This window comes from Agarivorans sp. D1326 (genome assembly GCF_056958115.1).
Window position 1 is genome coordinate 73,075 of the sequence record NZ_JBTWEN010000007.1, and the last position, 16,399, is coordinate 89,473.

12 protein-coding genes are annotated in these 16,399 nt (G+C 43.5%); 6 read left to right on the forward strand and 6 right to left on the reverse strand.

Annotated elements, in window-relative coordinates:
* Positions 1–58: 58 nt before the first annotated feature.
* The 4 genes from ACYFDN_RS14325 (at position 59) to ACYFDN_RS14340 (ending at position 5,083) form a co-directional block, all read left to right on the forward strand.
* On the forward strand, positions 59–1,531 hold the full coding sequence (locus tag ACYFDN_RS14325; protein WP_338622619.1) for a dihydrolipoyl dehydrogenase: 1,473 nt from the start codon (positions 59–61) through the stop codon (positions 1,529–1,531).
* 185 nt (positions 1,532–1,716) lie between these two features.
* Positions 1,717–3,360, forward strand: a complete 1,644-nt coding sequence (locus ACYFDN_RS14330) for a diguanylate cyclase domain-containing protein (protein ID WP_483511667.1) — start codon at positions 1,717–1,719, stop codon at positions 3,358–3,360.
* Positions 3,361–3,485: 125 nt separating this feature from the next.
* Positions 3,486–4,679, forward strand: a complete 1,194-nt coding sequence (gene fabV / locus ACYFDN_RS14335) for an enoyl-ACP reductase FabV (RefSeq protein WP_483511668.1) — start codon at positions 3,486–3,488, stop codon at positions 4,677–4,679.
* Entirely contained in the window at positions 4,676–5,083 is a 408-nt protein-coding gene (locus ACYFDN_RS14340) for a GNAT family N-acetyltransferase (RefSeq protein ID WP_483511670.1), read from the forward strand. Before fabV ends, ACYFDN_RS14340 begins: the two co-directional genes overlap by 4 nt.
* A 692-nt stretch (positions 5,084–5,775) precedes the next feature.
* Here the strand turns inward: ACYFDN_RS14340 and ACYFDN_RS14345 are convergent.
* Together ACYFDN_RS14345 and ACYFDN_RS14350 are read right to left on the reverse strand one after the other, a co-directional pair.
* Positions 5,776–6,453: a class I SAM-dependent methyltransferase gene (locus ACYFDN_RS14345; protein WP_483511788.1), complete on the reverse strand. Its 678-nt coding sequence runs from the start codon at positions 6,451–6,453 to the stop codon at positions 5,776–5,778.
* 125 nt (positions 6,454–6,578) lie between these two features.
* Positions 6,579–9,746: an ABC transporter substrate binding protein gene (locus tag ACYFDN_RS14350; protein ID WP_483511672.1), complete on the reverse strand. Its 3,168-nt coding sequence runs from the start codon at positions 9,744–9,746 to the stop codon at positions 6,579–6,581.
* 131 nt (positions 9,747–9,877) lie between these two features.
* Between ACYFDN_RS14350 and ACYFDN_RS14355 the strand changes: the two genes are divergently transcribed.
* Positions 9,878–11,665: a bifunctional glycosyltransferase family 4 protein/polysaccharide deacetylase gene (locus tag ACYFDN_RS14355; RefSeq protein WP_483511673.1), complete on the forward strand. Its 1,788-nt coding sequence runs from the start codon at positions 9,878–9,880 to the stop codon at positions 11,663–11,665.
* A gap of 3 nt (positions 11,666–11,668) precedes the next feature.
* On the opposite strand, the gene ACYFDN_RS14360 is transcribed toward ACYFDN_RS14355, so the two are convergent.
* Genes ACYFDN_RS14360 through ACYFDN_RS14370 form a run of 3 tightly spaced genes read right to left on the reverse strand, consistent with a single transcriptional unit; the run spans position 11,669 to position 14,604 of the window.
* Positions 11,669–12,691, reverse strand: a complete 1,023-nt coding sequence (locus tag ACYFDN_RS14360; RefSeq protein ID WP_338622634.1) for a glycosyltransferase family 9 protein — start codon at positions 12,689–12,691, stop codon at positions 11,669–11,671.
* A 42-nt stretch (positions 12,692–12,733) separates the two neighbouring features.
* Positions 12,734–13,507, reverse strand: a complete 774-nt coding sequence (locus ACYFDN_RS14365) for a glycosyltransferase family 25 protein (protein WP_483511674.1) — start codon at positions 13,505–13,507, stop codon at positions 12,734–12,736.
* Positions 13,508–13,521: 14 nt separating this feature from the next.
* Entirely contained in the window at positions 13,522–14,604 is a 1,083-nt protein-coding gene (locus ACYFDN_RS14370) for a glycosyltransferase family 9 protein (RefSeq protein WP_483511675.1), read from the reverse strand.
* 125 nt (positions 14,605–14,729) lie between these two features.
* Between ACYFDN_RS14370 and ACYFDN_RS14375 the strand changes: the two genes are divergently transcribed.
* Entirely contained in the window at positions 14,730–15,158 is a 429-nt protein-coding gene (locus ACYFDN_RS14375) for an FAD synthase family protein (RefSeq protein ID WP_016400128.1), read from the forward strand.
* Positions 15,159–15,173: 15 nt separating this feature from the next.
* On the opposite strand, the gene ACYFDN_RS14380 is transcribed toward ACYFDN_RS14375, so the two are convergent.
* On the reverse strand, positions 15,174–16,349 hold the full coding sequence (locus ACYFDN_RS14380; RefSeq protein WP_483511676.1) for a CDP-glycerol glycerophosphotransferase family protein: 1,176 nt from the start codon (positions 16,347–16,349) through the stop codon (positions 15,174–15,176).
* Positions 16,350–16,399 lie beyond the last annotated feature (50 nt).

The following is a 16,399-nucleotide window of genomic DNA, read 5'->3' on the forward strand; positions in this document are numbered from 1 at the left end:
AGGCGAGACGGTCTACTCGCCTGAACAACCCAATTCGCAGGTTTCAAAGGTAGTTATCATGTCAAATTCAGAAGTTAAGCAATCTGTAGATGTAGCCATTATTGGTGGCGGAACCGCAGGTTTAGCCGCATACCGCGCCGCAAAAGAGCATACCGATTCGGTATTAATGATTGAAGCAGGCCCCTATGGCACTACCTGTGCTCGGGTAGGTTGTATGCCAAGTAAATTGCTAATTGCAGCTGCTGAAAATGCCCATCAATATGAAAAGTCAGCCCAATTTGGGGTTAACTTGGGTAAGCCGCAGATTGACGGCCACGCCGTGATGCAACGGGTAAAATCTGAACGCGACCGCTTTGTGGGTTTTGTATTGGAGTCTGTAGAAGGCATCGATGCTCAGCACAAGCTAGATGGCTACGCCGAATTTGTTACTGAGAACCAACTTAACGTTAAGCATAGCGATGGTTCAAGCACTCTAGTTGAAGCTAAGCGCATTGTTATTGCTAGCGGCTCACGCCCAGCTTTTCCAGCACCTTGGGCCGAGCTAGGTGACCGCTTGTTGGTAAATGACGATATTTTTGAATGGGATACCTTACCAGAATCGATTGCGGTATTTGGCCCAGGCGTAATTGGCCTAGAGCTTGGTCAAGCCTTACATCGTTTAGGTGTAAAAGTACTAATGTTTGGTGTGGGTGGCGCAGTAGGCCCACTTACAGACCCAGCCTTAACAGATTATGCCAATACCACTTACGCCGAAGAGTTTTATTTAGATTCAGACGCTAAGGTTGAGTTAATTGAGCGCAGTGAAAATGGGGTCAAGCTTCGCTATATCGATAAACAAGGTGCAACAGTTGAAACTGAAGTTGATTACCTCGTTGCTGCCACTGGGCGTAGACCTAATACCGATAAACTGGGATTAGATAAGCTAGATATACAGCTTGATGAACGCGGTGTGCCGGTTGCCGACCACTACACTTTGCAAACATCGATAAGCCACATTTTTATTGCCGGTGACGCTAGTAACCAGATCCCTCTGCTGCACGAGGCCGCCGACCAAGGCAAAATTGCTGGCGATAACGCCGGACGTTGTAAAGAAGTGCGCGCTGGTTTACGTCGCACGCCAATAGCAGCAGTATTTAGCGATCCGCAAATTGCTATGGTGGGCGAAAGCTACCGCGATATTGAAAAACGCTTAGGCTCTTGTGGTTGCTTTGAAGTTGGCGAAGTAAGCTTTGAAAATCAAGGCCGCAGTCGAGTGATGTTAGTAAACAAAGGCATTGCTCACTTATATGGTGAACAAGGCACGGGGCGCTTTTTGGGAGCAGAAATTATCGGTCCAAATGCCGAACACTTAGCTCACTTATTGGCTTGGGCGCATCAAGCTAAAATGACGGTTTCACAAATGCTGGATATGCCGTTTTATCACCCAGTGATCGAAGAAGGCGTGCGCACAGCATTACGCGACCTAAATGCCAAGTTGCACCTTGGTCCAGAAATGATTGATGCCTGCATGGAGTGTGGAGTGGGTAGCTAAACCCTCAAAAACGCTACAAAACAAGCCCTGTGGTTAAACGCCATGGGGCTTTTTTTATTTAAGTGACTAAAAAATCAATAAATATGTTAGCATCCAACTATTGCCAACAAAGCTTATCATTACGGATAGTTTGCTCTATGCTATTTGCAGCTTTGTTGAAACAAGGATGAACGATACAAACGCTTATGTCTGCTTTTAGATTTTTTATTAGCTTAGCTCTAACTTTATATTTGGCCTGTTATAAGCCTGCAATTGCTGCCGATTTGAATGCCAGTTCACAGCAAATCTACTTAGCAGAAGACCAACAAGTTTTACCGCACCGCTATAGCGATATACCCAGCTGGCTAAATAAACTTAGCCAAGTTGATCGGGTAAAACTTAGTGGCGGCAGCTATTGGCTAGTAAAAAAGATAAATATCTCTCAACCAAATCAATGGATAGCCAGCGTAGACGGCCCAATTATCGAAAACATTGATTATTACCTTTATTCAGAAGGTAACCAAATGCGCCATCTTAGCAGTGGTTACCTACACCCTTACGAATACTTATTTAGCTATGCCCGCCACATTGATACGCCCAGTTTAGGTGGATACTGGCTGATTACCCGCATTTCTAGTCAATATTATACCGAACAACCGCAGCTCAGCTTTGGTCACAAGTCAGACTTGAGCCAACTCTATCATTGGCGAGCCAGCGTAATCACCTTATGCCTAGGCGGCTTGCTGATCCTAGCAATATATAACGGTGCAGTAGGGCTAGTGCAGCAAGATCGCGTATTTGCCTACTTCAGCGGCTACTTATTTGCCATTACCCTAGCATTGGCCTTGGTTTTCCATGTTGCTGCGCACTTATTGCATCTACGCATTACTCAGGTACACCTATTACCCGTGCTGTTGATTCCGATCTTTAGTGTGTTGTTTTACTGCCGTTTTCTCAGTTTGCAGCAATATGCACCGAAGCTGTGGCTAGCAAGTCGCTACCTAATTGCATTGTGTTTACTCAGTATTCCGATTGCTGTTATTTGGGTAAATTGGGCGGTAATTTTGGTCTACTGCGTGATCTTACTGTGGGTAGTTTTAGCACTTTCTAGTGCTTTACAATGCTGGCGTCAAGGCTCGAAACAGGCGCAGCTTTTCATACTATCAACCCTACTATTACTAATACCCGCGTTACTGTTAGCAATGGCCGTTGTGCCTAAAAACACCACCACCTTGTTGGCGGCCGACTTATCCATTCTACTTAGCTGTATTTTTAGCACCTTGTTCATGTCACTGGCATTGCACTACAAATTTAAGCGACTCACCTTAGAGTCCTTATTAGTCGCTAAGCAGTTGAGTGAAGAACGCGATGCTGCTCGTTTAGATGCCCTAACTGGCTTAAAAAACCGCTATGCCTTTAACGAGTATGTAAGCAATATTGAATTTGATGAAGAGCATCACACCAGCCTCGCCTTGGTCGACATTGATTATCTGAAAAGCATTAATGACCATGCCGGCCACCAAGAAGGCGATAAGCTAATTAAGCTGGTGGCTGAAGCCCTCAACATGGTGCTCAGCGACCAAGTTAAACTTTACCGCATTGGCGGTGATGAGTTTGCGGCCTTTTCTGACACCTTATCTTGCAGTGAGATTGACGAAAAACTAGCCATTGCCGACAAAATCATCCAACTTAATGGCACCGCGCAAAGTGGTATTAGCTTTGGCAGCGCCAGCACCGATGATTGCCAAGACGCAGAACAGTTGTTTTACCGAGCAGATATGACCATGTACCAACAAAAAGCCCAACGCAAACGCAAATCCAAGCTAGTTGCGCTTAATCAACAACCCTAGGGGCTGTTTATCTTTCGAGCTGACTTTTGCAGCAATAGGAGTCGAGCAATAGCTTGATATGGTGTAACTTACTGGTCTAAGACATCCACTAAACTTGTTGCATAACTTTTCTCATGGAGTTGACCATGCTTATTTCCCCACAATTAACGGGCAATATCGCTCGCAATTGTCATCCGCCAGGCTGTAAAGCCTATTTGCAACAACAAGCGGATTATATTCAACAACAAGCGACCATAAGCGGCGCAAAAAAGGTGCTGATTTTGGGAGCCTCTTCTGGCTTTGGTTTAGCCTCTCGCTTAAGTTTAGCCTTAGCAGGAGGAGCCGATACCATTGGCGTATCCTTCGAGCGCGGCCCTAATGAAAAAGGCTTGGGCAGTGCCGGCTGGTACAATAATATTTTCTGCAAAGAACTCGCCGAGAAACAGAGTTTACTGGCAAAAAACTTTATCGGTGATGCTTTTGATCCAGCCATGCGTAGCCAAGTCATTGAGTTCATTAAGCAAGAGTTTGGCGGCAAAGTTGATTTGGTGATTTACAGCTTAGCTACGGGTAAACGCAAAACTGAATCAGGACAATGGCACTCGGTACTAAAAACCACCGACGCGCCGCTACATGGCTTAAGCATTAACCTAGAAACCGAACAGCTAGAACCTCAGACTGTAGAGTTGGCCAATGCTGCAGAAGTGGAAGCCACCACCAAAGTCATGGGCGGCGATGAATGGCGAAACTGGATAGATGCACTGCAACAAGCTGATGTGCTAGCCCAAGGCTGCAATACCATTGCATATTCCTACGTAGGGCCAGAACGCACCGCGGCAATTTATCGCGATGGCACCATTGGCCGAGCTAAACAGCATTTACATGTCACTGCACAAGAGCTGGATAAACAGCTGCAAACGCAGGTAAGTGGCCATGCCTACGCTTGTGTATGTAAAGCCTTGGTAACGAAAGCCAGTGTCTATATCCCGGTAATGTCGCCCTATATAGCTTTACTGTACAAAGTAATGAAAGAGCAGGGCAGCCACGAAGAATGCATTGAGCAAGCTTATCGATTATTTAGCCAACACCTCTATCCACAAGATGGTCAAGTTCGATTAGACACGCTAAATCAGCTTCGCATTGACGACCTAGAGCTAAGCCCACAGGTGCAACAGCAAATAGACTTACGTTACCCCACGGTCACAGCGGATAACTTCAAACAAACCACCGACTTTAACGGTTACAAAACAGCGTTTTTACGCCTAAATGGCTTTGCAGTAGCTGGGGTAGACTATCAGCAACCTTGCGATGTAGAGGCTTTAAGCAAGCTCAAACCATGATAGACATTCACACAATTAGCGCTGAACAAACCCTAGCAATTCGCCAACAAGTACTATGGCCAAGCCATGATTTAGCGTTTTGTCGAGTACCTGAAGATGACACAGGTGAGCACTATGGTGCTTACCTTAATGGCCAACTCATCATGGTGGCTTCGTTATTTACTAGTGGAAACGAGATTCGGCTGCGTAAATTTGCCTGTTTGCCAGAGCACCAAGGGAAAGGATACGGCAGCGAAATGCTCAATTACATGGTTGAACAACAAGCGGGTAAGCCATTAACTAGATTTTGGTTTGACGCACGTTGCAGCGCCATTGGTTTTTATCAACGTTTAGGCTTTTTAGTGACGAGTGAAGTGTTTGATAAACACGGTGTTGCATACGTAAAAATGGCAAAAGCACTTTAGGGTCTGTTGATCTTTGGTGTTGAAATTTTGTTCGAGATAAGCGGGCTTTAATCGCGGCGAGCACTTAGAAGCCTAGTGGGCTAAGCAAGAAGTGCTTAACAAAGAGTAAAGTTCGCTTACCCGAACCCTTCGGGCAGCATTTCTTAGCCATTTACTCAGCGTTAGCGAGTGATTATTAAGCCCACTTAACTGCTCACTCACTGCCTTGCCTAAATGGCTAATAAATTGCTGCAAAAACCATCAGCAAAGATCTACAGACCCTAGTAACAACCTCCCTACAAATTGCAGGCGAAAAAAAAGGAGAAGCAATGGCTTCTCCAATTTTTCTGTCGGTCAACAAAGGTCAGATCTTATTTCTTTCGATATCGCGCCAATCCTTGGAACGATGGAAATAGAGTAATGATAGCGTTTTCTTGATGCAAGCATTTTCCCAGTCAATCACAAGAAACTAGATCGAGCTCACTTAAATTAGAGGCATCCGTGATCTAGATCAAAGAATCGTTTCATTTGATTACATGCCAAGCCTAAGCAACTGTTTTTAATAAATAATTGCTATTTCTTCTCGATTATTTCAAGTTGAAAAAAGCAGCTAATTGCCTGCAAAAAATTGAGCAATATCAAGGGATAAAACGATTATTTAAGCGGCTTTGGTACTTATCAGCGCGACAAAGCCACGGTCAGTGAGCAAGCGACTAAATCAGTGAATAAATATCGAAGCGGTGGGTTTTAGTGCTTAAATGATTATGGGCAACTTTACCTGCTAGAGGTTCTGCATAGCTGGGCCTTTTTACCACTACCCGTTTTTGTGCAACTTTCAAAGCTTGCTCCAACAACAAGTCTGCATCTAAGTCGGCACCTACCAGTAGCTGAAAAACTCGCATCTCTTTTTTAACTTGTGCAGATTTTTTCCGGTGAGGATACATGGGGTCTAAATAAACCACGTCGGCCTGTAATTGCTGATGAGTAAGATCATCAATACTGCTTGCGTATATCAAGCGCATTCGCTCTGTAACCCAAGAGCCAATATCGGCGTCTGCTTTAGCACGTCGTAATCCATCATCAAGTAAGGCTGCCACCCAGGGGGAGCGCTCTAACATGGTGACCTCACAACCCAAGTTGGCTAATACAAAAGCATCTCTGCCTAAACCCGCCGTGCCATCTATAACACTGGGGCGTTGACCTTTTTTAACGCCAACCGCTTTACTCACCGCTTCCGCACCACCATATTGACGGCGATGGGCAACGCGGCCCGCTAGAAAGTCGACTTTAACGTCGCCCAATTTAGCCTCATCGCAGTAGCGTAAGGCTAAGCTCTCACCATCTAGCACCAAGCTAAACCCGGTTTCTGGCAGCTGTTCACATCGCTGCATAGCAAAGCGCTCTATTAAGCTATTGGCGTAGTCAGTGTCGGCGGATTGCTCACAATACAAACGTGGCTGCTGGCTGTCCAAAGCAGGGCTCCATAAAGAAATAAAACAAGTTTAACAGATGATGCTTAGTTCAGGACCAACATCTCAATAGGAACGGGCTTGCCAAAATGATAACCCTGCGCAAAATCGACTCCGATGTCGGCCAGCACCTTGTTGATAGCCTCATTCTCAACAAACTCTGCAATGGTCTTCTTACCCATCACATGAGACATCTGATTAATGCTTTTTACAATGGCGGCATCCATATGGTCGTTTTCTAAATCACGAATGAAAATACCATCGATTTTGAGGTAATCGATGGGCAAGTTTTTCAAATAGCCAAAAGATGATAAACCAGAGCCAAAATCATCAAGCGCAATTTTACAGCCTAATTTACGCACCTTGTTAAAGAACTCGGTGGCAACATCCAAATTAGCAATGGCTACTGTTTCAGTGGTCTCGAAACAGAGCTTGTTCATTGGCAGTGCACTATCTTCCAGCGTTTGCAGCAGCCAAGCAACAAACTCTGCGCTGCCTAAAGACTGCCCAGAGAGGTTCATTGAGCACATATTAAGACGGGTTAAATGCCCGGGGTTTTCCGATAGCCACTGCAATGTTTTTTGAATGACAACTCGGTCAATTTGATCGGCGAGGTTGTAGTTTTCTGCCGCGGGTAAAAACGCCCCAGGAGGCACAACTCGGCCTTCTTCGTCGATCATTCTTAATAGAACTTCGTAGTGGAGGTAATCATTCTCACTCGGTTTAACCGGCACAATAGCTTGCGCGTACAATAAGAATCTTTCTTCACGCAGCGCTTTTTGAATACGGGTTACCCATTCCATCTGCCCTTGGCGCTCAAGCAACATCTGGTCGTCCATTTGATACAAATAAACGCGGCTACGGCCTAAAGATTTTGCAGTGAAACATGCGTTATCCGCTTGTGCCAACACCTCTTGAGAAGAGCCTTGCTGCTGCTGGAATAGGGTTACACCGATGCTACAACCAAAGCTGAACATCCGCTCATCACGAACGTAATGAGTATCGTTTAGTCGGTCAATCACCAAGTTAGCGAAATCTAAGCTGCCTTGTTGCGAGCTATCTTCAAGTAAAATGGCAAACTCATCACTGCCCAAACGTGCCACCACGGCAGACTCTGGGATCATTTGTTCCAATACTCCGGCGACTTGCTTCAAGGCCTGATCGCCCGAACCATGACCAAAGGTATCGTTAATCACTTTAAACTGGGCTAAATCGATAAAGAGCAAAGCGTGTTGTTGCTCACCAGATAGCGAAGAGTTAAGTAACAGCTCTAAACGTCGCTCGAAGAATCCTCGATTATAAATGCCTGTGAGTAGGTCAAAATTGGCATGAAAATCAAGCTCTTCTGCCAAGCTACGGGTAGCAGTAATGTCTTCACACACCAACATGAATAAATCTTCTTCTGCCATTCGCACAAAAGATTCTTTAAACCAAAGCTGCTTATTATCACCATTGTTATAGGCGATCTGTCGGGTAACTTTATTACTGCCAATCCCTTCAAGATACTCTAACAAGGACACTTGCTGAGACTGCTCGGCATACAAACTGCGAAGCTGAGATAGCTCCAGTTGTTTTTTAGACATGCCAAGGTGTTTAGCAGCCACTTGATTACAGCAAACAATTACCCCTAAACGGTTCACCAACATTAACAATGCAGGGCTTTGCTCAAACAACAAACGATAGTGTTGCTCACTTTGTTTAAGCTGCCGATGTTCTAACTGAATTAACTCTAAATCTCGCAGCTCGAGCAATACCTGTTCAACAATACCGTTGGTGGCGCTTTGTGGAGTTAGCGCAAAATCATAAAGTACATTACGGTTCTCAAGGTTTAGCTCCGCTTGAAATCTGACTTTTTCACCGGCTAAACTTTTAGCAATGGCATCTCGCAGCTGTTGTTTTAAAGGCACTTGATGTTGCCAGACATGGCTATCAAGCAAGGAATTACCCACGATGTAATTTGCTCGCTCGCCGAGTAACTCCATCAAAGCTTGGTTTAACAACTGTACGTGACCATTTTCGTCTAACAGAGCGCTGGCTTGCTCGGTAAAAGTAAATACTGACTGAAGATTTTGTTCATGCTCCGCTAACTCTCGTTGGGTGCGGGTTAAAGCTCGCCAAACTCCGTAAATAGCCAAACTAGCAAGTAACAAAGTAATGCCCACTAACAAGGCGCCTTGATAACGCTGTGGCAAGGTTTTATAAGCTTGCTGATTAAGAAAATGACTATTCTCAGCCAAGTTACCGCGCGGTACTTTCCAGCGAACTAGCTGCTTATTATCAAACAAATAGGTTTGAGGTCCACGGGCACTAATGGCAATGTCGCGTACATCAGTGCCTTGCAGCACTTGTAACACAGTGTCACCAAGTGCCTGACCCAATGGTTGCGGCAAACTAACAAAACCACCCACCGCACCATTACCTATCGCATGCTGCCATAGGCTATAAATTGGTGCTCTAGACACCATAGATAAAGACTGAACAGCTTGCTCTGTAAGCTGGGTATTACCAATTTGCGATTGCTGTAGAGCCCCCAACAATACTGCTTGCTTGGCACTTAGCAGCGAGGTTTTTGCTTTTACCTCTTCATAGTCTTGGTCCTGCCAAAGGGTATAAGGAATAGCAAATTGCTCAGCCAGCTGTACAAACTCTTTGGTGATTTCATTGCTAGCTTCACTATCATCTACCAGTAAGTAAATGGCTTCTAAATCTGGAATTAGTTGACGGATCAGCAACAGATTTTCACGCATTGGCAGCTGCTCGTGAATCCCCGTTATACGCCGCTCCCTAGGTCCCATATAAGCCGACAGGTCGGCTCCAGCAGCCACAATTGGCGCTTGAAGTATCGCTTCGTCTTGCAGGGCTAAAGCAGTGTGTAGGGCTTGCTCCCCCACAGTCACCACTAAGTCGAATTGGTAATAAAGAATAATTTCATTTAGGAGATCGAACTGGGCTAAACGATAACTAGGGTCTTGCGAAGGGCTTGGCTCTATTCGGTGATTAAATAACCACACTGAACGATTACCCACTTGTTGACGCAAACCTCTGTCAAAGCTGGCATCCCACTGTAAACCTGCAGGATAAGAGTTAAGCATTAGCACCCGAGCGGTGCGTGCCTCTGCATTTAACGACAATAGCGCTAAACTAAGCAACACCAGCAACAAAATTGGCTTAATCACCTGATTCAGTGAATAGACTCTTATTAATGAATTACTCACAAAAATAAACGGCCACCCTTCACATTTATCACCAATTATTAAGCCTTTATCGACCTTGATACTATCACTAGGCGTAGCCAAGTCACTTCTGTAGAATATGTTACCAAATTGCAGCAAGGTCTATCATATTTATGAATATTTTGATGGCTCTATCACAACTCGAAGTGACCGGAGCCGAAGTCTACGCTACCCAAGTTGGCGATCGACTCACTCAACGGGGTCATCAAGTATTTTACGTATCAGATACCTTAAGTTGTCCGCATAAAGGCCAGCACTTTAGCTTGCGCTTTAACAAACGTAGTCTTCCTCGCAGAGTATGGCACGTATTGTATCTTATCTATCTAATTCTTCGATATAAAATTCAACTGGTACATGCACATAGCCGTGCTTCTGGGTGGTCTTCTTATATCGCCTGTAAGCTAACTAATACACCAATGGTTACCAGTGTGCATGGTCGCCAACCAGTGCACCGTTCACGTAAAAAGTTTCACGCCCTGGGTTATCATGCTGTCGCAGTATGTGAAAACATCGCTCAGCAAATTATTCGTGACTTAGGGGTGCCTAACGAACAAGTAAGTGTGGTTCGCAATGGCGTTGATAGCCAACAATTTTCTCCGCTCCCTGCTGCCAATAACGATAAACCCCTTATCCAAATTATCGGGCGATTAACCGGCCCCAAAGGCGAGCTTGTTTATCAATTGCTTAAACAATGCATTGATTTAGATGCCAACCAAGTAAAAGTGATTAGCGGTAGTAAAGTGGAGCCACGCTTTGCAGAGTTTGAAGATAAGGTAGAATTTTGCGGATACAGCGACAACATACGCTCGACAATTAGCCAAGCGGATCTAGTTATTGGTGCCGGGCGGGTAGCCATGGAAGCCTTGTTGTGCCAAAAGCCGGTGTTTGCGGTGGGTGAGGCTAAAGCTCTTGGATTAATCAACTTGGATAACCTACCTACAGCACTTGAGAGTAACTTTGGCGATATTGCGTTAGAAGGTAAAACGGAACTTGATATAGATTATGAATCAGTCGCAAACCAGCTTAAGCAAGCAATAGTTAGTGCCAGTGTTAGCGACGAATTAGTTACAAATATTAAAGCTGAATACGATTTAGATGAAGTATGTAAGAAGCTATTAAACGTTTACCAAAGTGCCTATGTTTACACCAAAAAGCGTGAAATACCTATCATCATGTATCACCGGGTAATAAATGATGACAGCCAACACGGGGTGTATGGCACTTACGTTACAGAAGAGCGCTTAGAAGAGCATTTTCAAACTATTAAAGCTATGGGGTTGACTCCAATTACTTTCAAAGAGTTAGCTAAAATAGGATTGGAACATCGCTTCGATCACGGAAAACGCTATATCATTCTCACCTTTGATGATGGCTACCAAGACAATTATGACCTGCTATTACCCTTACTCAAAAAATACCAATTTAAAGCAGTAATTTATGCGGTAAGTGGCACCGACCATAACCAATGGGACGCAAGCCACCCCACAAAACCAGATCAACGCTTTGAGTTGATGAGCCCAGAAACTATGCGCGACATAGACCGAAGTGGATTTGTAGAGATTGGTGGTCACACCTTGAATCACCCCAAACTCGCGGAACTTAGCGAGCCTGAGCAACAGCACCAAATAGAGCAAAACAAAAAAGACTTAGAGAGCTTACTAGGACGTGAGCTCACTACCTTTGCGTACCCCTATGGCAATCATAGCCAGCAGACAAAGCATTTAGCTAAACAAGCTGGCTATGCTTATACAGTAGCCACGGATTCCGGTCCAATAGGCCTACACCAAGATTTACAGCAAATTCGCCGAATTGTAATGTTCCCCAGCACCACTAAGTTTGGCTTGTGGCGCAAAATAAGAGGGAACTATACCTACCGAAAAGCCATAAATAAGAACAACTGAAGCTTACTTAGCTAGCTCTTGTAGATGGTCTATCAAACCATCTACAATCAACTCAGCCGAAGGGTGTTCTCCATCAAGCTGATAAACGACTTGATGTAAGCCGTTTATCTGTGGCCAATAGCGATGGACTGGCGTACACATAAAAATACCCAAAGTGGGTGTGTGCGTAGTAATGGCTAAGTTTCTAACTCCAGTATCTGGTGAAACAAGCACATCAAGGTTCACTAGCTCTTTACGCAGCGACTCTAATGAACCAGCTTCCACTACTCGCAGGTTTTTAATACCTTCTGAGCTCAAAAAGTCCGCTTTCTCTTCTTTACCGACACCCTCATAAAAAATGATCTCGGCATCTGGGTAACGCTGATTAACCAGTTTAATTGACGCGAGACAGGTTGCACGGTCGAACTGTTTTTTTACCGTAGACGCCCCCACAAACCAACCTATCTTGGCCTGCTTGGCGCCCAACCTAGGCACTTCGTTAACCTCCAAAGCAAAATCAGGAGTAGCTAAGGGTTTATGACCAAAGACTCTGAGCTGGTCAATACAACAATTTAACTCTGTACTAAGGTCACTGCGGAAAACACAAAAGTCATGAAACACCCGTTGCTCAATAACACTATAAGGAAAGCCTACTTTGAACCGACATTGCGCAAACATTAGAAATGCTCGAGAACGGGCGGTACACGAAAGATCAAAAACAAAATCGAATTGACCTAAACCTTGAATATCTTTCCGCGTTTTTAATAGGCTCAGTTTCTTTTCTCGTGCCGTTTCTACAACGTGGATCTCATCAACAAGATCATCGGGCATACCAATTTTGTAGTGAGATAACACCGACAACACAATTTTCGCGTTTGGAAAAAGGCGCTTCGCTTCAACAATAAAAGCCCTTACCAGAATTAAATCGCCTAAAGCGGCATAGCGAATGATAGCGATACGTTCTACTTTATTAAAATCTACTCGCGCTATTTGTTGTTTGGCACTAGCTTTCGCATAACCACCACGCTCAATCCAATATTTCTTCAAAAATACTCCGCTACTTAGCTAATAAACTAAGACTTAAATTCTCTATTTAAACAAACCTGTTTTATGCTTAAACCAATAGCAATAGTTAATCCAATTGCAGGCATATTTGTCTCTATATCTATAATATTCTCGACGAATACGTTTGATAGTGCTCAGCTTTTTTTTCTTCGTATTCTCATCTATTGTTTGCTTGATATCTGAGTCTTCACCACGCTGAAACACATAGCGTGGTTCAACTCCAAATTGTAAGACCTCACTCAGCTGCTCTTTATCCATGTAATCATCCACCGGATGTATCCAAGAGCTGGCATTTTTTACGAAACGTTTAGCGGCGGAGGGAGTAAGCGCATACGCATGAGCACAATCAGTTTGTCGCATATATTTTACTATCTGCAGAGGTCCAAGCGGCTCTTCCTCTACAAATTCACCAACAGGCCACAAAGACCGTAATCGACCACGGCCCAGTTTAATGTATTCATAACGAGGTAAAACCTCATCTAGCAAGGTAAACACCTCGTAAAAATTATCGGGAATAAGCACATCATCTTCGAAAACAAATATGGGCTCATCAAGCTCGATGCACTTTTGCCACATCAAATAATGACTAGCAAAGCAACCTAACTCACCAGCATTAAGGCCAGCACCGCCCTGCCACTTAGCTCTTGCTTCGTCATATTTTTGAAATAGCGGGTGCTCTCCTTTAACGCCATCGACCGCATCAAAGAACTCAAAATCCAATTCCGTCTTAGCCAGCTCCCTAGTGATTAGATCTCTACGTCCTGTAGAACGGGATAAACTAATTACAAATATTTTCATCTACAAACCTTGAGTTAATTATGCAAAAGCTTAGCTGCTGCATCCAGCAGCTCATCGAGATCAAACTCCTCGATACTCACTTCCTCAGAACGGGTTTTCGCTGCTCGAGTAAATATAGCCTTTGTAGGCTGATAATTAGGTGACCACATAGCAAAGTTAGCTGGGTCTTGACGGTAAATAGCTACCATCGGGGTTTTAAAACAATGCGCGAGGTGCACTGTGGCTGTATCTACACTAATAAACAACTTACTATGTTTGATGAGTGCAGCATTCTGTTCGATTGACTCTGTTCCATCTAAACAAAATACCCCATCAATGGAAGCAGAGATGCTACTAACTAGTTTTTGAGTAACAGGGGAAGCCAAAGCCACAATAGGATAAGAGAAGCGAACCTTAAGCGCTAACAGAACTTCCCTCAACCTTGCTTCCGAAAATGAACGCTTAGAAGTGTTACCAAATGCATTGATCGCTATATAATGATCTTGTTTGTCACCCAAAAACGAAAGCACTTGCTCGTTGATTACGTCGGGTAGATTAAAATGATAGCTAAAGTCATTCACGGCAAAACCTAAGCTCTTTGCGGCTTCAACAAAATATTGCTGGCTATGCTGACCAGCTACCTTGCTTGCTATATTACAATTTATTAGTGCCACGTTATCCGCTACACCAACATACGCTTTTGCATTTAAGCAACGTAACATCAAGAAATCTCGGGGTTTAAATACCTCTGCTAAAAAAACAACCGCATCATAGTCTGGCAATTCAGAGAGCAAGCTACGGACCTGCCACAACTTAGCACGTTTGGGATAACAGTGAACCTTATCGATATGTGGATCTGCGTCGAACAAATGCCGAGAGTTTGGTGTGCAAAGCACGCCGATGCTTAAATGTTGATTGTTGCTCTTTAACTCTCGATATAGAAAAGATGACACAACGCTATCACCGATCTTGCCATCACCTCGCACTACCAAAATGCTTTGAATGGAACGAGCTGCTTCTAATTTCGCTATTGGTTTATCAAATAACCATTTTCCAATGAAAAAGCTGAGTCGCTCTCTCCATTTGAGTAAACGGCCAAACGTATTATCCTTAAGCAAGTAGTTAACCTTCTCTAATAGCGCAAACTTTAATTAATCGTTGTATTATATCGCACAAGAACTCCTTAAGCCTCAGAATGAGCACTAAAAACTTAAACAGTTTCTTTTAATAAGCAGAGTGAAGCATGAAAAAGATTGGTTACACCACAGGTGTGTTCGATATGTTCCATATTGGTCACCTCAATGTATTACAACGCGCTAAGCTAGAATGTGACTATCTTATCGTTGGCGTAACTACTGACGAACTGTCGATACAAGCAAAAGGTAAGAAACCCATTATTCCATTTCAAGAGCGACTAAAAATCGTTGAGTCGATTAAGTTTGTTGATGAAGTTGCCCCACAAGTAAACTACGACAAAATGGAAGCGTGGAACAACTTAAAGTTCGATAGAATGTTTGTTGGTGATGATTGGAAAGGCACAGAAAAGTGGACAAAACTCGAAACCTCTTTCAAAGAAATAGGCGTGGAAATTGTTTACTTTTCTTATACAGAGCACACATCAAGCTCAATCTTAAGAAAAGTATTAGAAAACATGTATAAAGAGCAAAGCTAAGATTAACCAGCGAGACTAGTCGCGCTGGTTAATCGCATTAAACACACGTTCACAGTTTTTTTGGTCCTGAAAACTAAAATATTCTTTTATTTTTAACAGGTGGTCATCTTGAGGAACAAACTGGTTAGCAAACACCATTCTAATTTTCTCTTCTAACTCTGCTGGCGTATCTGCCACGTAACCAGGAAGGTCACGTCGTATATCGATAAACGCTTTGTTTTTCCTAGCCCCAATAAACTTCTCATAATCAAACTGATAAGAAATAAACGGCTTATTCATATAAACAAAGTCAAAAAACACGCTTGAATAGTCAGTTATCAATAACTTACCCATCCTTAACAGCTCAGTCACAGAATACTGACCTTGCCTAAGAATATGAATCCGAGCAGAAGAGAATTGGTCTAAATACTTGGAATTTTGCTGAATGTTTTGATGAAGATAGATGGCAATATGGGCATCATTGTCTTCTAGGTGCTGCTTAAAACTGTCACTTTGTAATAAAGCTTTGGTTTGCTTAAACAGTTGTGTTTCTTGAAAAGCATCGCCTAAATTCTGTTCATCATCCCTGAATGTTGGCATATAAACGATCAAATTAGGCCATTTAGCCTCTGCGCTCAAATCAGTCATGCCATCAAAGCGAGGATAGCCAGCAATTACCACCTCGCTATCTTCATATCCGTATTCTTCAGTAAAAATAGCTTTATGCTTCGGTGATAAAGCCATAATTTGAGAGTTAAGCGGAAATACGGTCTTGTGATAAAACTGCTTGCCATTTTTTAGAAACCCAACCCCATGATTAAGCATCACTCGCTTAGCTTTTAAGGTTTTTCGAGTCAGCTTTTTCAAGATGCCTAACTCATCAGGAATCATCCAAAGGCCATGAGTCGAGATAATAGCTTCGGCGTGATACATATAGAAATATTGCTTCCACGAGTCGAGTGCGAGCCACTCTTCATTCGATTGAAACTTGTTAATAGAAGGCGAATCATCTCGAATCACATAATAGGCTTCGATAGATGGCGCATTGCTTTTTATCCAACGAAATAACTCGTAACCATTTTCTTGAGCCTGAGTTTCTGTTTCACATAACAACCAAATTTTCTTTTTAAAAAATGGCTTGGTAAAAAAGTACGCAATTCTCGCAGTTTCAGCTAACAAGGTAGCCGTTGAAACTTTAGCTAAATTAGCCACACATTATCCTATAGAGTAACAATCGAGCGGTTCAAGTGAGGAAGTTAAGT